The sequence below is a fragment of the Nocardioides allogilvus genome (genome assembly GCF_003047285.1).
Taxonomy (GTDB): domain Bacteria; phylum Actinomycetota; class Actinomycetes; order Propionibacteriales; family Nocardioidaceae; genus Nocardioides; species Nocardioides allogilvus.
On record NZ_PZYX01000003.1, the window covers coordinates 334,517 to 355,232 of the forward strand.

General features: G+C 72.1%; 19 protein-coding genes. 11 read left to right on the forward strand and 8 right to left on the reverse strand.

Translation table 11 applies throughout. The annotated features are described in order from the left end of the window. Positions 1-16: 16 nt before the first annotated feature. From C9J87_RS20425 to C9J87_RS08090, 5 genes are all read right to left on the reverse strand, one after another. Positions 17-535 carry a phosphotransferase family protein gene (locus tag C9J87_RS20425; protein WP_084622922.1) on the reverse strand — a complete coding sequence of 173 codons (519 nt, stop codon included), beginning with the start codon at positions 533-535 and terminating at the stop codon, positions 17-19. Further along, positions 490-951 (reverse strand): phosphotransferase, encoded by a 462-nt coding sequence (locus tag C9J87_RS20430; protein WP_157953150.1) that lies wholly within the window; start codon positions 949-951, stop codon positions 490-492. Before C9J87_RS20430 ends, C9J87_RS20425 begins: the two co-directional genes overlap by 46 nt. Positions 952-1,101: 150 nt before the next feature. Further along, complete coding sequence (locus C9J87_RS08080; RefSeq protein WP_107705189.1) at positions 1,102-1,968, reverse strand: sucrase ferredoxin; 867 nt, start codon at positions 1,966-1,968, stop codon at positions 1,102-1,104. Next, positions 1,965-3,197 carry a cupin domain-containing protein gene (locus tag C9J87_RS08085; RefSeq protein ID WP_107705190.1) on the reverse strand — a complete coding sequence of 411 codons (1,233 nt, stop codon included), beginning with the start codon at positions 3,195-3,197 and terminating at the stop codon, positions 1,965-1,967. The genes C9J87_RS08080 and C9J87_RS08085 overlap by 4 nt, the downstream gene beginning before the upstream one ends. Continuing rightward, positions 3,197-3,436, reverse strand: coding sequence for a BatC protein (locus C9J87_RS08090; protein ID WP_107705191.1), 240 nt, complete (start codon positions 3,434-3,436; stop codon positions 3,197-3,199). Before C9J87_RS08090 ends, C9J87_RS08085 begins: the two co-directional genes overlap by 1 nt. 279 nt (positions 3,437-3,715) lie before the next feature. Here C9J87_RS08090 and C9J87_RS08095 point away from each other — a divergent pair, with 279 nt between their 5' ends. The 7 genes from C9J87_RS08095 to C9J87_RS08125 all read left to right on the forward strand — a co-directional run bounded on the left by C9J87_RS08095 (position 3,716) and on the right by C9J87_RS08125 (position 12,833). After that, on the forward strand, positions 3,716-5,188 hold the full coding sequence (locus tag C9J87_RS08095) for an amidohydrolase (protein WP_107705192.1): 1,473 nt from the start codon (positions 3,716-3,718) through the stop codon (positions 5,186-5,188). 70 nt (positions 5,189-5,258) lie between these two features. Then, a complete protein-coding gene (locus C9J87_RS08100; protein ID WP_010834384.1) occupies positions 5,259-6,725 on the forward strand; it encodes a pyridoxal phosphate-dependent decarboxylase family protein in 1,467 nt (488 codons plus the stop codon). Beyond that, complete coding sequence (locus tag C9J87_RS08105) at positions 6,722-8,023, forward strand: lysine N(6)-hydroxylase/L-ornithine N(5)-oxygenase family protein (protein ID WP_107705193.1); 1,302 nt, start codon at positions 6,722-6,724, stop codon at positions 8,021-8,023. The genes C9J87_RS08100 and C9J87_RS08105 overlap by 4 nt, the downstream gene beginning before the upstream one ends. After that, on the forward strand, positions 8,020-8,553 hold the full coding sequence (locus C9J87_RS08110; RefSeq protein ID WP_107705194.1) for a GNAT family N-acetyltransferase: 534 nt from the start codon (positions 8,020-8,022) through the stop codon (positions 8,551-8,553). Before C9J87_RS08105 ends, C9J87_RS08110 begins: the two co-directional genes overlap by 4 nt. A gap of 76 nt (positions 8,554-8,629) precedes the next feature. Beyond that, a complete protein-coding gene (locus C9J87_RS08115; RefSeq protein WP_051204254.1) occupies positions 8,630-10,429 on the forward strand; it encodes an IucA/IucC family protein in 1,800 nt (599 codons plus the stop codon). Beyond that, positions 10,426-12,324 (forward strand): penicillin acylase family protein, encoded by a 1,899-nt coding sequence (locus C9J87_RS08120; RefSeq protein WP_107705196.1) that lies wholly within the window; start codon positions 10,426-10,428, stop codon positions 12,322-12,324. Before C9J87_RS08115 ends, C9J87_RS08120 begins: the two co-directional genes overlap by 4 nt. Further along, positions 12,321-12,833, forward strand: coding sequence for a GNAT family N-acetyltransferase (locus C9J87_RS08125; protein ID WP_010834379.1), 513 nt, complete (start codon positions 12,321-12,323; stop codon positions 12,831-12,833). Before C9J87_RS08120 ends, C9J87_RS08125 begins: the two co-directional genes overlap by 4 nt. A 44-nt stretch (positions 12,834-12,877) precedes the next feature. Here C9J87_RS08125 and C9J87_RS08130 read toward each other — a convergent pair whose 3' ends face one another. After that, positions 12,878-14,059, reverse strand: coding sequence for a helix-turn-helix domain-containing protein (locus C9J87_RS08130; RefSeq protein WP_036491330.1), 1,182 nt, complete (start codon positions 14,057-14,059; stop codon positions 12,878-12,880). Between the two features lie 103 nt (positions 14,060-14,162). On the opposite strand from C9J87_RS08130, the gene C9J87_RS08135 reads away from it, so the two are divergent. The 4 genes from C9J87_RS08135 (at position 14,163) to C9J87_RS08150 (ending at position 18,612) form a co-directional block, all read left to right on the forward strand. After that, entirely contained in the window at positions 14,163-15,296 is a 1,134-nt protein-coding gene (locus C9J87_RS08135) for a ferredoxin reductase (protein WP_010834377.1), read from the forward strand. Between the two features lie 67 nt (positions 15,297-15,363). Next, positions 15,364-16,596: a fatty acid desaturase family protein gene (locus tag C9J87_RS08140; protein ID WP_010834376.1), complete on the forward strand. Its 1,233-nt coding sequence runs from the start codon at positions 15,364-15,366 to the stop codon at positions 16,594-16,596. A 104-nt stretch (positions 16,597-16,700) separates the two neighbouring features. Further along, positions 16,701-16,949 (forward strand): hypothetical protein, encoded by a 249-nt coding sequence (locus C9J87_RS08145; RefSeq protein WP_010834375.1) that lies wholly within the window; start codon positions 16,701-16,703, stop codon positions 16,947-16,949. A gap of 61 nt (positions 16,950-17,010) precedes the next feature. Continuing rightward, positions 17,011-18,612, forward strand: coding sequence for a hypothetical protein (locus C9J87_RS08150; protein ID WP_010834374.1), 1,602 nt, complete (start codon positions 17,011-17,013; stop codon positions 18,610-18,612). A 240-nt stretch (positions 18,613-18,852) separates the two neighbouring features. Here C9J87_RS08150 and C9J87_RS08155 read toward each other — a convergent pair whose 3' ends face one another. Further along, positions 18,853-19,791 carry an oxidoreductase gene (locus tag C9J87_RS08155; RefSeq protein ID WP_010834373.1) on the reverse strand — a complete coding sequence of 313 codons (939 nt, stop codon included), beginning with the start codon at positions 19,789-19,791 and terminating at the stop codon, positions 18,853-18,855. Beyond that, positions 19,788-20,606 (reverse strand): maleylpyruvate isomerase family mycothiol-dependent enzyme, encoded by an 819-nt coding sequence (locus tag C9J87_RS08160; protein ID WP_010834372.1) that lies wholly within the window; start codon positions 20,604-20,606, stop codon positions 19,788-19,790. Before C9J87_RS08160 ends, C9J87_RS08155 begins: the two co-directional genes overlap by 4 nt. Positions 20,607-20,716 lie beyond the last annotated feature (110 nt).

The window sequence follows — 20,716 nt, forward strand, 5'->3', positions numbered from 1 at the left end:
GCCCCCGGCTGACCCACTAGCGGTGGCTGAGGGCCTCCACGTAGACAGGAAGGTTCGCATGGAGCCGCAGCAACCGGTCGCACGTGGTCGAGACCTCGGCACTCCCCAAGGCTGAGCCGGCACGCCGGGTGGCGTTGTGGACCAGCCAGCCGCTGTGCGCCACGACCCAGCCACCGAAGACCCACGGCTTCGCAGGGACCCGGACGTCCTCAGACGCCGCTTCATAGGCGTCCACCACGCCTCGGAACGAGGAGGGTGTTGTCGACCAATCGAGAGCAATCGTCACGACGTCACGCAGGACCGGTTGGCGTCCGGCGGAGTCCCAGTCCAGCGCGAGCAGGCGACCGCTGGGATCGAGAAGCGTGTTCTTGGGATCCAGGTCTCCGTGCGCTGACACATGCGCCGCGAGCTGACCGGGAGCGGCGGTCAGTCTCTCCAGGTCGGCCAAGGCCGGTGCTGCCGCTCTCAGGCGGCACTCGAGTCGTTCGTTCAGTCCCGGGGTGTTCGCGAGGCTGGTCCCCCGGACTCGTCCGATGGATCGTCATCCAGTGTCAGGTCGACATGGCCCTCGATCGAATGAATCTTGGCCAGCAGTTCCCCGGCCCAGCGACCGGACTCCGGGGTGATGGCGGGGGTGACCCCCTCGACCCAGTGGTGCACGCGGACCAACTTGCCAGCCACTGCCGCAAGGCAGGTGCCCTGCGAGGTGGGGACCGGCTCGGGGCACGGAACGCCGGCGGTGAACGCCGCCTGTTCCACCGCAAAAGCGTTCTCGATGTTGTTTTGGAAGTCGTGCGAGTCGGCGTTGATCCCCATGATCTTGACTGCATAGGCGCCGGCCGAAGTCTCAACCCGGTAGAGGGCGTTTGACAGGCCGCCCGACACCTCGCTTGCTGACGTCACCGGGTGGAGATCGAAGTGGGCCGGAAGGCGAGCGAGAATGTCCTGCACCTGAAGACTCTCGATCCGCCAGCTCGAGGTCGCAACCTGTTTCGCCCAGCTGACCCGTGAAACTCCACGCAAGCGCGTGGAGTTTCGGGCTCCTACACCCAAACCGGGGTGAAACTCCACGCCTGTGCGTGGAGTTTCATGGCATCGCGGTCAGGCCTCCACCGACACCACGTCCCACTGCAGCGCCCGGGTCTCGCGCGTCGCCCGGCAGGTCAGCCGGGCAGCATCGGTACGGCGCTGGCTGGTGACGACCACGCGCACGCGGGACGGCAGCGGGTCGACGCCGAGCAGCTCGACCGTCCAGGTGCCGGAGTCGAAGGTGCCGACCTGGTCCAGCAGCCGGGTCGACAGGCGCGCGATGGGCGCCGGTCCCCACCGGGTGAGGGCCGTGCCGAGGGCGACCTGTTCGGCGGGGTGCAGGCCCGCCACCCCACGCAGCCAGGCGCCGTCCGCCCGCCCGGCGAGGTGGGCCTCGACAGTCGGCACCGCCTGCTCGGCCGGCATCTGGGCGTAGCAGGTGCGGTCGGGCAGGAGCAGCACGTTGGGTGCGAACCGGTCGCCGCCGAGGTGGCTGCACTCGAAGGTCGTCCCGGGCCACCGCTGCGACAGCGCCGCCGCGACGGGCCGGCCCTCGACGGCGCAGCAGACGTCGTGCAGTCCGTGGGTGCACACGAGCAGGAGGGGCTCGGGGTGGGGAGAGCCGGCACCCGGCTCCAGCGTCGCGAGCAGGTCATCGGGGTGGTCCCAGCGCCCGGCGCGCAGCTCGCCGTCGAGGCACCGGAACCACCGGCGTGGTGCCGGCGCAGAGGGCACCCGCCCGTGCGGGCGGACGAGCAGGGTGCGCTGCCCGGGGTGGCCCAGCCGGCGCAGCAGCTCGTCGGAGAGGTCCGCGCCGAAGGGCGCCGTCACCGGCCACGGTCCGGGGTGCTCGACGAGCAGCCAGTCGCGCTGGGGTGGGGCCGTGCCGAGCCGGGGGTCACCCCGGTCGACGGCGCCCAGGGAGCAGCGGAAGGTCATCCGGCGACGACCAGTCCCGCCTCGATCAGCGTCCGCGCGGCGTCCGAGCCGAGGTCCCCGGCGGTGAGCACGTCGCCGGCCAGCAGCCGCTTCAGCGCGTCGCCCGGCACCTCGTCGACCCGCACCCGGCCGGCGCGCGCGTGCAGCACGCCGTCCACCAAGGTGGCGTCGAGGTGCTCGCGCAGGCGGAGCGTCGTGCTCTGCGTCAGCCGTACGGCGAGGGCATGCTGGGCCAGCGGCCCGAGCGGCGCAGCGCGCTGCGCGTCGCGGCGCCGGGCCTGCAGGCGCCCGGCCACCGCGGCCGGGTCGAGGGTGTCGATCGCGGCCCGGAGCTTGGCAGCGACGACGTCCGTGTCGAGCTCGCCGGTCGCCAGGCTCGTGCCCAACGGCAGCGAGGTGCGCGCCCCCTCGTCGTCAGCCAGCTCGGCGAGGGCGAGCGCGACGAGCTCCTGCGCGACGGCGTACCGCGTCCAGGCGTGGATCCCGAGGGTGAGGTGGACGGTGACGCCACCGAGCGCGGTGGCGGCGTGCAGGAAGCCGCGGGGGAGGTAGAGCGCGTCGCCGGGCTCGAGCACGGTCTCTATCAGCGGCTCGTGCTCCGCCGCAAGACGCACCGCCTCGCGGTGGTCCGTCCAGGGCTGGTCGCGCAGCGGCGAGGGGTGCACGGGCGCGTGGATGGACCAGCGCTTGCGTCCGGCGACCTGGAGCACGAAGACGTCGTGGACGTCGTAGTGGTCGTCGAAGCCCTGGTTCTGCGGGGGAGTGACGTAGGCGTTGGCCTGGACGGGGTGGCCGAGGTCGGAGGCCAGCTGCTGGCAGAAGTCGATGAGCGGCGGCCTCACGCGGTGCAGCGCCTGCAGGACGATCGTGGAGCCGCCGGCGAAGAGGGCCGCGAGCTTGTCGTCGCTCACCTGGTCGGCGATGCCCGCCCCGAGTCCGCCCGGGGCCGTGAAGGCCGCGTTGGCCAAGGTGTCGCCCTGCTTGGCGACCCGCAGGAACGGCGTGCGCAGGCCGCGCCGGCCCACCAGCTCGTCGACCGACGCCTCGCTCAGCAGGTCGGCGAAGCCTGCCGGGTCGGCCGCGCGCAGGAGCAGCGGCTCGCGCCCCCACACCGTCCGGGCGAACGTGTCGACGTCCCCGACGACGCGGGCCAGGGCGGGGCGGTCGTGCGGGTTCGCGACGGCGGGCGCGGGGGCGTCCCCGCGCCCGCTGTCAGCGGGTCGTGACATCAGGAGCTGCTGTCGGCCCCGCCGTCCGCCCCACCGTCCTGCTGGCCGGGCGTGCCTTCGGCGCCACCATCGGCGGGCCCTTCGGCGCCTCCGTCGGCACCGCCGTCCTGCTGGCCGGGCGTGCCTTCGGCACCGCCGTCGGCGGGCCCTTCGGCGCCTCCGTCGGCGCCGCCGTCCTGCACGCCGGGTGTGCCTTCCGCGCCGCCGTCGGCGGGACCCTCGGTCTCGGACTGGCTCATGTCGTCCTCTCCCTTGCACTCAGGGCCCGGGGGCCCGCTGGCGCGGCGCCGGTCGGCGTCGTCACTTCGTGTATAGCCCGCTCCGGGCGGCCGTCACACACCCCGAAGGACGAGGCGGCACGGCAGCCACCGGGGCCCCGATGAACTTCCACTCGGGCGAGTGGAAATGCAGGGCCTGTGCGGCCCGGCCACGCTCAGCCGCCCCTGAACTTCCACCCGTGCGAGTGGAAGTGCAGGGCGGGTCGGGCGACGCCTTGTGCCCGACCTACCGTGGCCCTCATGCGCATCGAAGGAGTCCGGCTGGTCGCCGTCACCGACCCCGCTTCCGAGGGCCCGGTCGACGTCACGGTCGACAACGGGGTCGTCACGTCGGTGGAGCCCGCAGGGGACCCGAGCGCCGACCACGGCTGGCTGATGCCGGGCCTGTGGGACCAGCACGTCCATCTCGGTCAATGGTCGCTGTCGAGTGCCCGTCTCGACCTCGCGCCGGCGCGCTCCAGCGCCCAGGCGGTCGAGCTCGTGCGCGAGCGCCTCGAGGAATATCCCGACTGGCCGGTCATCGGCTGGGGACACCGTCCGACCGCCTGGGACCACCCGCCGGTCGTGTCCGATCTCGACGCGATCGAGACCGACCAGCCGATCGTGCTGATCTGCGGCGACGGTCACCACGGCTGGCTCAACACCCGCGCACTGCAGATGCTCGCCCTCCCCACGCGCGAGGGCGTCGTCGCCGAGGGGGAGTGGTTCCAGGCCTACGGCCGCCTCACCACCGTGCTCGGCTCCGACGGCACCGGCCCCGACGCCTACCGCCGCACGATGGAGGTCGCCGCGGCCCAGGGCATCGTCGGCCTCGTCGACTTCGAGTTCAGCGGCGGCGTCCCCGAGTGGCTCGAGCGCTGGAGCGAGGGTGCCGACCTCCTGCGCGTCCGGATGGCGTCGTACGCCGATGGGCTGACCGACGTCATCGAGCGCGGCCTGGCTTCGGGCCGCCCGCTCGGCGACGACCCTCGGCTCACGATGGGACCGCTGAAGATCATCAGCGACGGCTCGCTCAACACCCGCACCGCCTGGTGCTGCGAGCCCTACGCCGAGAAGGCCGTCCACGGCTTCCCCCACGGCCAGCCCAACCAGGGTCCCGAGGAGCTCCGCGCCCTGCTCGCGCGCGCTGCCGAGCACGGGTTCGACGTCGCCGTACACGCCATCGGCGACCGCGCCGTCACGGAGGCCCTCGCGGCCTTCGCTGACACCGGCGCGCGCGGCGGCATCGAGCACGTGCAGCTGACGACGCGCGACGACGTACGGCGGATGGCCGAGCTCGGAGTTCGCGCGAGCGTGCAGCCGGCGCACCTGCTCGACGACCGCGAGGTCACCGAGCGGCTGTGGCCGGGCCGGGCAGAGCGCTGCTTCCCGCTGCGCTGGATGCTCGACGACGGCGTCGACGTGGTGCTCGGCTCCGACGCGCCGGTCTCGCCGCTCGACCCCTGGCTGGCGATCGCGGCCGCGGTCCACCGCGCCGTCGAGGGCGACGAGCCGTGGCACCCGGAGCAGGCGATCACCGCCCGGGAGGCCATCGCCGCCTCCACCGACGGGTGGGGCACGGTCGCAGTCGGCCACCCGGCCGACTTCGTGCTCCTCGACACCGACCCGCTCGCCGGCGACGACGACCACGCGCACGCCACCCGGCTGCGGTCGATGGGCGAGCACGTCCTCGGCACCTGGGTCGCGGGGGAGCGCATCCACTCCGCTGAGTGACCCCGGATCGCTCTGGATCAGCGGAGTCACTAAGGTAAGCCTTACCTAATCCCTAGGAAAGGCTCTCTCGGTGTCTTCCTCCCTGCGCCACCTCTTCCACCCGGACAACGCGGACGGCTACCGCGCCGCGATCGACGTCTCTGCCGACCGCCTCGTCCGGCACCTCACGGCCACCGACGGCCGCCCCAGCCGCGGCACCAGCCCCCGCGAGGCCGCGAGCCGCGTCGCCCGGACCGACCTCGACGCGCCTCTCGGCGACACCGACGCGGTGCTCGACGAGCTCTCGCGACTGTGGCTCGACGACACGATCTGGTTCCACGAGCCGACCTACGCCGCCCACCTCAACTGCCCGGTCGTCATCCCGGCGCTGATGGCGGAGGTCCTCATCAGCGGCGTCAACGCCAGCCTGGACACCTTCGACCAGAGCGTCGGCGGCACCTTCATCGAGCGGCACCTCGTCGACTGGACGGCCGAGCGGATCGGCTACGACGAGACCGCCGACGGCATCTTCACGACCGGCGGCACGCAGTCCAACCTGCAGGGCCTGCTGCTCGCGCGCGGCCACGCCTCCGGGCCCCGCGAGAAGCTGCGGATCTTCGCCAGCAGCGACGGCCACTTCTCGGTCCAGAAGGCGGCCCGCCTCCTCGGCCTGGGCGAGGCGGCCGTGATCGCCGTACCCACCGACGACCGCCGCCGGATGGACCCGCTCGCGCTCGCCCGCGCGCTCGCGGAGTCCGTCGGTCGCGGGGAGGTCCCGATGGCGATCGTGGCCACCGCAGGCACCACCGACTTCGGCGCCATCGATCCGCTGGCCGAGATCGCCGCGCTGGCCCGCGCCCACGACGCCTGGTTCCACGTCGACGCGGCGTACGGCGGAGGGTTGCTCATCTCGCCGCGCCACCGCGACTGGCTCGCCGGCATCGAGCGGGCCGACTCGGTCGCGATCGACTACCACAAGACGTGGTTCCAGCCGGTCTCCTGCAGCGCGTTGATCGTCCGCGACGGCGCCACGCTGGGCCACGTCACCTGGCACGCCGACTACCTCAACCCCAAGGACTCCGCGCACCCCAACCAGGTCGACAAGAGCCTCCAGACGACCCGGCGCTTCGAGGCGCTCAAGCTCTGGGTGAGCCTGCGCGTGATGGGCGCCGACGCGCTCGGCGGCTACCTCGACGACGTCATCGACCTGACCCGCGAGGTCGCCGGGTCCATGCGCGACCTCGGCGACATCGAGCTCGCAGCCGACCCGCAGCTGAGCACGCTCGTCTTCCGCTACCGGCCCGTCGGCGTGCCCGACCACGAGGTCGACCGGATCAACACCCGCATCCGGGCCGAGCTCTTCGACAGCGGCCGCGCGATGGTCGCGGCCACCAAGGTCGGGGGCGTGGCCTTCTTGAAGTTCACGCTGCTCAACCCCAAGGCGACGCACGACGACATCCTCGGCATCGTCGAGCTCATCCGCGACGCCGGCGCCCGCCACCTCGCCCGCCGCATCCCGGGCCGCGACCTCCACCTCCTCCAAGGAGTCGTCGCATGAGGACGCACGACCTCATCGGCATCGGCGTCGGCCCGTTCAACCTCGGTCTCGCCTGCCTCGCCGAACCGCTCGACGACCTCGACGCGGTCTTCCTCGAGGCGCGCGACGACTTCTCCTGGCACCCCGGGATGCTGCTCGACGACGCCACCTTGCAGGTGCCGTTCATGGCCGACCTCGTCACCCTGGCCGACCCGACGTCGCCGTACAGCTATCTCAACTTCCTCAAGGACGTCGGCCGGCTCTACTCCTTCTACATCCGCGAGAGCTTCTTCCCGCTGCGCCGGGAGTACGACGACTACTGCCGCTGGGCGGCCGAGCGGCTGACCTCGATCCGGTGGGGCCAGCCCGTCACCCGCGTCGAGCACGACGGTGAGGCCTATGTCGTCACCAGCGCGACCGGCGAGGCCTGGCGCGGTCGCAGGCTCGTCCTCGGGACGGGTACGGCGCCGCGCCTGCCCTTCGAGGTCGAGGGACCCGCGCTGCACTCGGCCGACTACCTCTCCCGCAAGGCCGACCTGGTGTCGACCGGGTCGATCACCGTCGTCGGCAGCGGGCAGAGCGCGGCCGAGGTCTATGCCGACCTGCTGGCCGAGCAGGAGGCGCACGGCTTCGAGCTGACGTGGCTGACACGGAGCCCGCGCTTCTTCCCGATGGAGTACACCAAGCTCACCCTCGAGATGACCTCGCCCGAGTGGACGTCCTACTTCCAGGCGCTCCCCGGCGCCACCCGCTCACGCGTGCAGGCGGGCCAGCAGGCGCTGTCCAAGGGCATCAGCTCGGAGACGATCAACGCGATCTTCGACGAGCTCTACCGCCGCGAGGCGCTGGGCGGCGTCGACACGACGCTCCTCACCGCGACCGAGGTGCGCGCGGCGCAGTGGGACGGCGAGCGCTACACCCTCGACCTGCACCACACAGAGCAGGACGTCAGCGGCCGGCTGACGACGGAGTCGCTGGTCCTCGCGACCGGCTACACGTCGAGCGTGCCGGAGTTCCTGGCTCCGGTCCGGGACCGGCTGCGCCTCGACGAGCAGGGGAGGTACGCCGCCGACGGCTCCTTCTCCGTCAGCCACACCGACGACGTGTTCGTCCAGAACGGCGAGGAGCACACGCACGGCTTCGTCGCCCCCGACCTCGGCATGGGCGCACTGCGCAGCTCGGTGATCCTCGCTGGCGTGCTGGGCCGCGAGCCCTACCGCGTCGAGAAGCGCATCGCCTTCCAGGAGTTCGGCATGCCGGACCGTTTCCGCTCGCCCTCGGAACAGCCCGCGGAGCAGCTCGCAAGGAGCACGTCATGAGACTGACCATCGAACCGCTCGACCTGGCCCGCGACCTCGCCACCCTGCAGGCGTGGGTCACGCACCCCCGCTCGGTGTTCTGGGGGATGCAGGGCGCGACCCTCGACGAGGTGCACGCGGAGTATGCGCGCATCGCCGACGACCCGCACCACGAGGCGCTGCTCGGTCGCGCCGACGGCTCGCCGGTGTTCCTGATGGAGCGCTACGACCCGTTCCACAGCCCGCTGGCAGACCTGCCCGAGCTGGCCGCGGGCGACGTCGGGATGCACCTGCTGGTCGCCCCGACCGACACCCCCGTCCCCGGCTTCACGGGCGCGGTCATGCGCCGGGTCGTCGAGGAGTGCTTCGCCGACCCGGCCGTCGCGCGCGTCGTCGTCGAGCCGGACGTCCGCAACGACAAGATCGCCGCGCTCAACGCGGCCGTTGGCTTCCGGGTCGTCCGACCGGTGCGCCTGCCCGACAAGACCGCGGCCTTCAGCACCTGCTCGCGCGCCGACTTCGCCGCCTCGCAGCTGGGAGGTGTCGCATGAGCGAGCGGAGCGAGCGAATCATCCAACACAGCGTGGCATGTGCCTCATGCGCGCACGGAGCGAAGCGAGTACGTGCATGAGTGATCACCTGACACCGGCGGTCATGGCCGAGGCGCAGCGACGGCTGGTCGCCAAGGCGCTCTCCGAGTTCGCGCACGAGCGGCTCCTCACGCCGACCGAGACGCCGGGCGGGTGGCAGGTGGTCGCCGGCGCATCGACGTACGACTTCACGGCCCGCGTGCACGCCCTAGAGCACTGGGTCATCGACGCGGCCTCGCTGACGCGCACCGTGCACGGCAAGGCCGCACGGCTGGACGCCCAGGAGCTCGTCGTCGAGTGCAACGACGTGCTCCGGATCCCGGCCGCGCTGCTGCCGACCTACCTCGAGGAGATCGCGAGCACGCTCGCCTCGTCGGCCTGGAAGCTGGTCCACCACACCACCTCGTCGAGGGACCTCGTGCACGCGGACTACCAGCAGGTCGAGGCCGCGATGAGCGAGGGACACCCCGCCTTCGTCGCCAACAACGGGCGGATCGGCTTCTCCGCCGAGGACTTCGCGGCGTACGCCCCGGAGACGGGTTCGGACGTGCGGCTGCTCTGGATCGCCGTACGGCGCAGCGAGGCCCACCTCTCGCTCGCGCACGACACCGACGAGCGGGCGCACTATGCGGCCGAGCTCGGCGACGACGTCGTCGCGTCGTTCGAGGAGCGGCTGCGCGGGCTGGACCTCGACCCGGCCGACTACCTCTACCTCCCCGTGCACCCGTGGCAGTGGACCCACCGGCTCGCGATCACCTTCGCCCCCGACGTCGCCCGGCGGTCGCTGGTGCTGCTCGGCGAGGGGCCCGGCGCGCACCGTGCGCAGCAGTCGATCAGGACGTTCTTCCCCGTCGAGCACCCGACGCGGTCCTACGTGAAGGTCGCGCTGGCGATCCAGAACATGGGCTTCGTGCGCGGGCTGTCCCCGGCCTACATGGCGGCCACGCCGGCCATCAACGACTGGGTCGCGGACGTGGTGGACAACGATGAAACCCTTGCTGCATGCGGGTTCTCGGTGCTGCGCGAGCACGCCGCGATCGGCTGGACGGGCGATGTCTTCCACCGGCTGGCCGACACGTCGCCGTACCGGAAGATGATCGCTGCGCTCTGGCGCGAGAGCCCGGTGGAGCGGCTCGCGCCGGGGGAGCGGCTGGCGACGATGGCCTCCCTGCTGCACCGCGACCGCGACGGGGTGGCGCTGGCGACCGAGCTGGTGCGCGCCTCCGGGCTGCCGGCCGAGCAGTGGGTGGCGACCTACCTGCGGGCCTACCTGCGACCGCTCGTGCACTGCCTGCTGGCCTACGACCTCGCGTTCATGCCGCACGGCGAGAACCTCGTCATGGTGCTCGACAGGCACGTGCCGACCCGGATGCTGATGAAGGACATCGGCGAGGAGGTCGCGGTGATGGGCGACCTGCCGCTGCCGCCCGAGGTCGAGCGGATCCGCGCCGACGTGCCGCTCGACGTGCGCGCGCTGGCGATCCACACCGACGTGTTCGACGGGTTCCTGCGCTACCTCGCGGCGATCCTGGACGAGGACGGCGTGCTGTCCTCCGATGTCTTCTGGGCGCTCGTTGCGGACTGCGTGCTCGACCACGAGCGCACGCATCCGGAGCTGGCCGATGCCGCTGCGGCCTACGACCTGCTGCGTCCGACCTTCCGTCACAGCTGCCTGAACCGGCTCCAGCTGCGCAACACGCTGCAGATGGTCGACCTCACCGACCAGGCCGAGTCGCTGATCTTCGCGGGCGAGCTGGCCAACCCGGTGTCCCACCGCTGGTTGAGCAGGCGCGCCAGCGCCGTGTCGAAACCAAGGCACGCGCTGGCGGACGCATGACGATCCGCCGCGACTCCTTCGGCGTGCCGCACGTGAGCGGCGCGGACGTGCTCGACCTGGCCTTCGAGCAGGGCCGGGCGACGGCGACCGATCGCCGTTGGCAGCTGGAGATCGAGCGGCTGCGCGGCGAGGGGCGGACGGCGTCGCTGGTCGGGTCCGGAGGTGTCGAGTGGGACACCTTCGCCCGCCGGGCCCGGATCGCGGAGACCGCGCAGCAGGCGTTCGCGGCGGCAGATCCGGAGACGCAGGCGTTCGTGAGTGCGTACGTCGACGGCGTGCGCGCGGCACTGCCGAGCGCGCCGTGCGCCGAGCTCGAGCAGCTCGGCCCGGCTCCCGGGGAGTGGCAGCCGTGGACGCCGATGGCGATCTTCCTCGTGCAGCACGTCCTCTTCGGCGCGGTCGGTCACGACCTGTGGCGCCGTCGGGTGCGAGGGGTGATGCCCGAAGCGGTTGGCATCCTCCTCGGCCACGACCCCAACGCCGGCGGCAGCAACGCCTTCGTGATCGGCGGCGCGCTCACGGCGAGCGGGTTCCCGATCATCGGCGGCGACCCCCACCGGCTGTTCGAGTCGCCCAACGTCTACGCCCAGGTGCGCCTCTCGTGCCCCGACTTCGACGTCGTCGGGCTGACGTTCCCCGGGGTGCCCGGGGTGCAGCACTTCGGGCACGCGGGCGACGTCGCGTGGGCGGTCACCAACGCGATGGCCGACCAGCAGGCGCTGGTCGAGGTGCCGGTGTCGTCCTGCACGTCCACCTCGACCGTGATCGAGGTCCGGGACGCGGCTCCGGTGACCGTCGACCTGCTCTCCTCGGACACCGGGCCGGCGCTGCTCGTCGACGGTGACGTCGCGCTGTGCCTGGCCGGTCCGTCGTACGCCGAAGGCTCGATGCTCGACGCGGTCCTGCCGCTGCTCCGGTCCCGGTCGGTCGACGACGTCGACACCGCGCTGGAGCGCTGGGTCGAGCCGGTCAACAACGTGCTCGTCGCGGACCGTGCCGGGCGCACGCTGCACCGGGTCGCCGGCCAGCTGCCGGTCCCGCTCCCGCGGGTAGCCGGGTCGCCGGACGGGGTGCTGGTGTCGGCCAACGACCGGGTGAACGCCGACTTCGACGTGCTCGGAGACCGGTTCGCCCCGCCCCACCGAGCGTCCCGCCTGCGGTCGCTCCTGGAGGCACCCGCCGCCTGGACCTCGGCTGCCGTCGCTGCGGTGCTCGGCGACGTGCACCTCGACCACGACCTGCTGCTGACGCGCATCGCCGCCCTGGACACCCTCTCCGAGCGGGCCGGGGCGAACCGGTCCGTCCTGCTCGGCTGGGACCGGAGCTTCGGTGCGACGTCCACCGCTGCCGCGCTCTACGCCCAGGTGCGCGACCGGCTGGTCCTGGCCATCGCCGAGTCCGAGCCGCTCGCCTCGCTGGCCGACGCAGCGGCGTACGGCGAGATGTGGGTGCCGTGGCTGTGGCTGCCCGGTCGCGTCGCCTCCACGCTCGAGCGCTGGCTCACGGTCGACAGGCCGCTCGGCATCGACATCGAAGCACTGATCGCCTCCGCGCTGGACGTCGAGCCGGCGAGCGCGACCTGGGGCGAGCGGCACCGCTTCGCGCCGCTGCACGCCCTGACCGACCTCGGGGTGACGCATCCCTTCGACCCGCCCGTTGCCGGTCGAGGGCTGGCCGGTGACACCGACTGCGTCGCTGCGACCGGCTCGATCCCGGGCCTGCCCGTGAGCGTGTCCGGACCGGTCGCGCGCTACGTCTGGGACCTCGGCGAGCGCCGCGAGAGCCGATGGGCCGTGCCGCTCGGAACCGCCGGGGACCCCCGGAGCCCACACCACGAGGACCAGTTCGAAGCCTGGTCCAGCTGCCGGTTGATCCCGGTCGAGGAGATGTCATGACGATCGCCTTCCGCCCCGTCGCCCCGCGGATCGACGCGGCCCTGATCCATGCGTGGGTCACCGAGCCGCGAGCGCGCTTCTGGGGCATGCTCGACCGCGACCTGGACGAGGTCCGCGACATCTACACCTGGATCGTCGAGCAGCCACACCTCACCGCCTCGATCGCCTCGGTCGACGACGTGCCGGTCGCGCTGCTGCAGACCTACGACCCGTTCGTCGACGAGATCGGCGACTTCTACGACCGCCGCCCCGGCGACCTCGGCCTGCACCTCTTCCTCGCCGACGAGCCCGCCCGCGCCGGCCACACGACGACGGTGGTCACCACCGCGGTGCGCTCGCTGCTCGCCCGGCCCGGCGTCGAGCGGATCGTGCTCGAGCCCGACGCGGCCAACGAGCGGTCCATCGCCCTGCTCATCCGGCTCGGTGCCGCTCTCGGGCCGGTCGTCGAGCTGCCCGGGAAGACGGCCCAGTTCGTGTTCCTCGACGAGGCGAACCTCGTCTCCCCCTGACCGCCACCGCGCGGGCGCCACGGTGCACGCCCCATTCGGCGAGGTCACGCCAGGGCCAGCGTCGCCTCGAGCACGAACTGGGGGTCCTCGAGCCGGTCGCCGTACAGCTCGCGCAGCTGCTGGACGCGATAGCGCACGGTCTGCGGGTGCACGAAGAGCTCCGCCGCGACCGCGTCGCGCCGGCCTTGGTTGAGCACCCAGGACCGCAGGGTCTCGGTGAGCTTCTCGATCGTCGAGGGCCGCTGTCCGGCGAGCGGGGCGAGGACCTGGACGCGGAGGGCGGTGCGGGTGTCGCTCTCCGCGGCGAGGACCAGCGCGGCCAGGTGGGCGTTGGTGTCGACGAGGCCGGACAGGCCGAGGTCGAAGGCGCGCGCAGCCAGCTGGTGCGAACGAGCGGCCTCGAGCCACGGCACCGACGGCCCGACGACACTGCTGGTGCTGCGGAGGGCGCGCAGGAGCCCGGCCCGCGCCGCCGCAGAACCGGTGGAGGGCACGAGCAACAGTGCCCAGCCGTCCGGGATGCCCGGCAGGTCCTCGACGGGCTGGAGGGTGTCGGCGTCGATCAGCGTGGAGGCGTGGGCGGCCTGCGACTCCGGGAGGAGTACGGCGACCAGCTCGACCGGCGGCGCCCAGCCCGCCCGCTCGGCGGCCGCGACGACGGAGTCGGCCGAGGCGCCCGTGACGAGCGCGCGCGCGAGGCGTTCGAGGTTGCGCTGGCGCAGGCGACCGGTGCTCTCCAGCTCGTCGGTGTGCCCGGCCGCGCTCGCGGCGGACAACTCGTCGATGTAGGCGAAGACGAGCTCGGCGAAGCGCGACATCTGCCCCGCATCGATGCCGGCCCCGACGGCGGTGCGCGACATGTCGCGCCACGAGACCCGGGCGCCGATGCGGTAGGCCGCCAGCAGCGCCTCCATCGTCCGGCCGTTGCGTGCCTCGCCGCGGCCGAGCTGGTAGGCCCCCTCCAGGGCGGGTGCCATCGGCAGGCTCTCGCCCTCTCGCTTGGCCAGCGTCAGGAAGCCGCCCAGCGCGAGCTGCACGGCGTTGCGGATCGTGGCGCCCATCGGGCCGCTCAGTGCCCCGGCATAGCTCGGGACCTCGTCGATGATCGCTGCGACGGCGCGTTCGGCGACCACCGCGAGCTGGCCGCGGAGCACGTCCACGACCGCCTCGTCGAGACCCACCACCGTGCGTTGTTGTGTGGTGCCGCGCACAACCCGACGTGCCATTGTGGTCAAACCTCCGACTCTTGTTCGATCTGAACAAGAGTGTAGCCGTGATTCACGTGCACAGGGCAGGAACTTCGACGCCGCGACGGGCACTGTTGGACACATGAGCCCCTCACTGATGACCGGGAGCAGCGCCACCTCGCTGCGCTCGCGCCTGACGCGCCTGGCTGAGTCGGCCACGACGCCGCTCGTGCCCGCCGACTTCCTCGACCTCTTCGCACCGCTGCGCGCCGGCGCCGACCTCCGCGGCCGGATCGAGCAGATCACCGCCGAGACCCCCGACGCCGCCACCATCGTCATCCGCCCGGGCGCCGACTGGGCGGGTCACAAGCCCGGCCAGTACCTCCGCATCGGCATCGACGTCAACGGCGTCCGCCAGTGGCGCGCCTACTCGCTGACCCACGGCCCCCGCGCCGACGGTCGCATCTCCATCACCGTCAAGGCCGTGCCCGACGGCATGGTCAGCAACCACCTCGTGCACGAGGCCGTGCCCGGCACGCTGGTCCACCTCGAGCAGGCGGCCGGCGAGTTCGTGCTCAACTCCGACCACGACAAACTGCTCTTCGTCACGGCCGGCTCGGGCATCACGCCGGTCATCGGGATGCTGCGCAACCTCTTCCCGAGCACCGACACGGGCGTCCTCAAGCTCGACCGCAGCAAGGACCTCGACATCGTCGTCGTCCACGTCGCGCCCAGCGAGCCCGACTCGATCTTCCTGCGCGACCTGCAGGCGCTCGACGCCTCGGGCGCGATCCGCCTGGTCGCGCGGTACGACGACGTGCACGGCGTCCTCAAGGTCGACGACCTCACCGACCTGGTCGCCGACCTCGCCGACCGCCGCACCCTCGCGTGCGGCCCGGCCGGACTCCTCGACGCGCTCGGCGCCCACCACGAGGCGGCCGGGCTGGAGCTCGTCACCGAGCAGTTCCGCACCGCCCGCGTCGAGCCCGGCGAGGGCGGCTCCATCTCCTTCGCCAACGGCACCACCGTCGAGCTCGACGGCGCCACCTCGATCCTGGACGGGGCCGAGGAGGCCGGCGTCCTGATGCCCAGCGGCTGCCGGATGGGCATCTGCATGGGCTGCGTGCTGCCGATGACCCAGGGCTCGGTGCGAGACCTGCGGAACGGCCAGATCACCACGGCCGTCCCCGGCGAGACCGGCCCCGGCGCCACCGGCGCCGTCAAGATCCAGACCTGCATCAGCGCCGCCGCCGGCGCCTGCGACCTCGACCACTGACCCCACCCCCTCAGGTTTCGTGACGGTCGCTGCGCGACCTCCTCAACCGCCGGAAGGACTGATCCACATGACCACGATCCAGAAGCAGGCCCAGAGCCCCATCGCCCACCTCACGCCCGAGGACATCGAGCAGATCGGCGTCGAGCTCGACGCGATCCGCCAGTCGGTCCTCGACTCCCGTGGAGCCGACGACGCCGCCTACATCCGCAAGGTCATCAAGGTGCAGCGCTCGCTCGAGCTCGGCTCCCGCGCCGTGCTGCTGGCCAGCATCTTCCCGCCGGCGTGGGTCGTCGGCACCGCCGGCCTGAGCGTCGCCAAGATCCTCGAGAACATGGAGATCGGCCACAACATCCTGCACGGCCAGTGGGACTGGATGCGCGACCCGAAGATCCACTCGACGACCTGGGAGTGGGACATGGCGACGCCGGCCCGCGCCTGGCAGCACTCGCACAACGAGCTGCACCACACCTACACCAACGTGATCGGCAAGGACAACGACCTCGGCTACGGCATCATGCGCGTCGACGAGGACCAGCGCTGGCACCCGTTCTTCCTGGCGCAGCCGCTGTGGAACTTCATCAACGCCTGCTTCTTCGAGTACGGCATCGCGGCCTACGACCTCGAGCTCGGCCGCCACCTCCGCGTCCCCAAGGACAAGCGCAGCCCGCAGTTCAAGGCCGAGGTGCGCGCCGTGCTCAAGAAGATCCGCGCGCAGGCGACCAAGGACTACCTCGTCCACCCCGCCCTCTCGATCCCGACCGGCTCGTTCCTGCCCACGCTGGCGGCGAACTTCACGGCCAACGTGGTCCGCAACCTGTGGAGCCACTCGGTCATCATGTGCGGCCACTTCCCCGAGGGCGTCGAGACCTTCGAGAAGGCCTCGATCGACGGCGAGACCCACGGCGAGTGGTACGTCCGCCAGATGCTCGGCTCGGCCAACATCTCGGGTTCGAAGGCCATGCACATGATGACCGGCAACCTGTCGTTCCAGATCGAGCACCACCTCTTCCCCGACCTCAACAGCAACCGCTACGCCGAGATCGCGCCGCAGGTCCAGGCCCTCTTCGAGAAGTACGGCCTCACCTACACGACCGGCTCGCTGCCCAAGCAGGTCTACTCGGCCTGGCACAAGGTCGTGCGCCTCTCGCTGCCCAACGGCTGGCTGGCCACGACGACCAAGAAGAACCTGCCCTCGCAGGTCGCGCTGCTCTACAAGATGAGCAAGGGCGGCCCGAAGGTCCGCCGCGCCGCACAGGCTCGCCTGGACCAGGTCGCCCGTCGACAGGACCTCGCTGCCTGATCCCTGCGCGTTGATCCCCAACCTGGGCGATGTCCGCATCCTCCGTTCGAGGGACCGTTGGCTCGGCAACGGCAGAGGACTCGGGTCAGGCGAGAGGGGCAGGGATGAAGTGGCACAAGTCCGAGGAGATCATCGACATCACGCACCGGCTGCGGCACATCGAGGAGCTGCGGGTGCCTGACCTGGTGGGACCGCGCGAGCCGGTCGAGCAGGGCGTCGAGGAGCTGCCGCCGCTGCTGGACGTCGAGCGGCACCAGGGCCGGATGTACGTCGCCGGGCACGAGCCGCACTTCCGCACCGTGACACTCCTGCAGCCCGTCCGGCCCCGCACCCCCGGCGACGACCGGGCCTGAGCGCCCGCCCTGCCGGCAGGGGTGCGCTGGGCGGGGCCGGCGAGGCCCTAGCCTTGCCCGGGTGATCTGGATCGTGCTGGGACTCTTCGTGGCCCTGGTCGCGGTCGGTCCCTGGGTCCTGGTCGCCGCGGTCGCGGCCTTGGCCGTGCCACGGATCCGCTGGTGGGTCCAGGACCGGATCTGGATCAGCTGGCAGCGTGCCGGAGCCGGCGTCGCCGTACTCGCCGTCGTGGTCGGACTGGTCGTGCTGGTCCCGGACGGCTGGCTGCCGGTCCCGCAGGCGCCGGGGCTGATGATGACTCCGTCGTACGTCGGGCGGCCGGCGCTCGAGCGCCCGGTGCCGATCGCCGCGATCCCGCAGAACCCGCACCTCGCACGCAACGGCGCGAGCTCGATGCACAACGACGCCGCCGCGTCCGACACCTATGCCTGGGCCGGCCCGAGCGGTCTCGAGCCCGAGGTCGACACATCGTGGTTCGGCCTCGAGGAGTGCGCGACCCTCGCCTTCGACAACCAGGACCGGCTGGTCGCCCTCTGCGGCGACCTGGCCGGCCCGACGCTGCACGTCGTCGACCCCGAGTCGATGGACAAGCTCGCCACCAAGGCCCTCCCCGATCGCGCCGAGAGCGACCAGCGCCCGTGGGAGGACCTTTGCGGCGGTGCCTACTTCTACCTCGACAACGCTGACCGGGCCGTCGTGGCGACCACCGACCGCCGGATCCTGGCCATCCGCACCTCCGACGCCGACGGCGAGCCCGACCTCACCACCGACCAGGCCTGGGACCTCGGCAAGGCCGTGCCGCAGGACGACTGCCTGATCGCGGTGCTGCCGGACTGGGCGGGGCGGATCTGGTTCGAGACCCAGGACGGGCTGGTGGGCACCGTCGCCCCGGGCAGCGGCGAGGTGCGCACGCTCGACATCGGGGAGGAGATCGCCAACTCGTTCGCCATCGACGAGACAGGCGGCACCTACGTCGTCACGACGCACGCGCTCTACCGGCTCTCGGCCGGCCCCGGGGGCGTGCCCGTCGTCGACTGGCGTGCGGAGTACGACCGCGGCTCGGAGCAGAAGACGGGGCAGCTCAGCCGGGGGAGCGGGACGACGCCGACGATCATCGACGGCGGCATCATCGCGATCACCGACAACGCCGAGCCGCGGATGCGCGTCGCCTTCTACGAGCGCTCGTCAGGGCGGGAGATCTGCACCCAGCCCGTTTTCGAGGACGACGAGAGCGCGACCGACAACTCGCTGGTCTCGGTGGGCGACGGCGTGATCGTGGAGAACAACCACGGCTACGGCAGTCCGGTCTCGACCCTGCTGGGTCGCGGCACCAGCCCGGGTCTCGCCCGCGTCGACGTCGCCGGCGGTGCCTGCAAGCTCGCGTGGACGAGCGACGAGGTCGCCCCCTCGAGCGTCGCGAAGGTGTCGGCGGCCAACGGCCTGGCCTACGCCTACACCAAGAAGCCCAACTGGTGGGGCGTGAGCGCGTGGTACCTCACGGCTCTCGACGTCACCACCGGCCGCACCGTCTTCAGCGTCCGCGCCGGCACCGGGGTGCTGATGAACAACCACTACGCCGCGATGACGATCGCCCCCGACGGGGCTGCCTGGATCGCCACCCTGGCCGGCCTCGTGCGGGTCCGCGACCGCGTGCGCGACTGACGCTGCGGCGTACGGCGACCAGGAGCGTGCGCAGGCCCGGGCCCCGAGCGGTGAGTGAGCCACACTTTCCTCATCGAGAATGTGGCTGGCTCACCGCTCATTCGGCGTGTCCCCGGGGCGCGCGGGCGCCGAGGTGGCACACCCACATTTCTCCGCCCGAGAATGTGGCTCACTCACCGCCCGGTGTCGATCGTGCGCGACTGACGCTGCGGCGTACGGCGACCAGGAGCGTGCGCAGGCCTAGGGCCAGCTCAGCCCGACCGCTTCCTCGCTGACCTCCCAGAGCTGGCGCTGGACCTCGGGGTCCTGCGCGAGCGAGCGGGCGGTGACGATCTGCGGGGTCCCGGACATCTGGCCGAGGCCGGACGGGCCGACGTAGGTGCTGCCGGGCAGGTCGGCCGTGGCGGCCATCAGGCTCGGCCAGGCGCCGGCGTGCGCCGGTTGGGAGACAGCCTTGATGGCCGCGTCGAGGATGCTCGCGACACCGCCCGCACCGCGGCCGAACTGACCGTTGGCCGCGAGGTGGGTGCCGGAGAAGCCGGGGTGGGCGGCCAGCGCACGCAGCGGCAGCCCCTTGTCCCGGGCCCGCCGGTCGAGCTCGAAGGTGAAGAGCAGGTTGGCGAGCTTGCTCTCGCTGTACGCCGCCCAGCGGGCGTAGCGGCGCTTGGACCTCGGGTCCCACACGGGCGCGTGCCGGGCGCGCCGGTGCATCTGCGAGGACACCGCCACGACGCGGGCATCGCCGCTCGCGACGAGCTGGGGCAGGAGCAGGCCGGTGAACAGGAACGGGCCGAAGTGGTTGGTCGCCATCTGCGACTCGAACCCGTCGGCGGTCCGCCGGAAGGGCGGCGCCATGATGCCGGCGTTGTTGACCAGCACGTCGATCGGCCCCAGCTCACCGGCCGCCTCGCCGGCGGTGCGCACGGAGGCGAGGTCGGCCAGGTCGACGACGAGCTTCTCGAGCACGGCGCCGGGCACCTCGGCCACGATCGCGGACTCGGTGCTGTCGAGCTTGTCGGCGCTGCGCCCGGCGAGCACGACGCGTCCGCCGCGGCGGGCGAGCTCGAGGGCGGTGTAGTGGCCCAGGCCGCCCTCGGTCGTGCCGGTGACGAGGATCGTGCGTCCCGTCTGGTCGGGGATGTCGGCGAGGGTCCAGGCGGGGGACGACGTCGCGGTCACGGGGTCACCGCCAGGTGGTCGACGACCTGCTGGCCCAGGGCCTGGTCGCCGGAGATCTCGACCTGGCCCGGGGCGGGGAGGCGTCGGCCGCCCGCGAGCAGGACGAACGTCTCCCGGTCGGTGCGCAGCGTGACGGTCGGGTCGGCCGGGACGGCCTCGAGCAGCTGGCCGCGGCTTTCGTCGGTCACGGTGGCGGCGAGCGGGGCGTGTCCCTCGACCTCCAGCACGACGGTCGTGCCGGGCGCGGCCTTGAGCTTCTTGGCGAGGACGTAGCCCAGGGACTCGGCGAGGTAGTCGGCGCTGTGGCGAGCCGCGGGGCTCTCCAGCCCTCCGGGCAGGTCCAGCGCGCGGCGTACGTCCTGCTCGTGCATCCAGACGTCGAGCGGACGGTTGCGCAGCAGAGTCAGGGTGTTCCAGCCGATGGCGCCGAAGAGCCCGGGCGCGGGCGCCGCGGGGTCGGTCGGCGGGTCGGCCAGGAGCTGGGTGTGCCGGGAGGTGGTGCTGCTGCGGATCTCGTTGATCAGCTCGTCGGGGGTGCGCTCGCGTCGCGCGACGACGCCCTGCTCGGTGAACTGGCCCATCATTCCGCGGGCGTGCGGGGCGTCGCCGATCTCGACCTCGTCGTGGGCCTGGCCCGCGAGCAGCGCCTCGAGGTGGGCGGTGTGGGCGGCGGCGGCGTGGACGTCCCAGCCGGGCAGGTCGGTCGGGGTGTCCCACGCGTCGGCGGGCACCTTCTCCAGCAGCGCGGTGAAGTCGTTGACTGCCTCCCACCAGACATCGACGAGACCACGCAGCTGCTCGGGGGCATCAGTCATGACGAGCACCCTAAGTGTTCTGTCCACGGAGGTTAGGCAGCGGCTCTAGACACAGGTGAAGGCCTCCGGGTGAGGTGTGGAGCAGCGACGCATCTCACCGAACCGGAGGC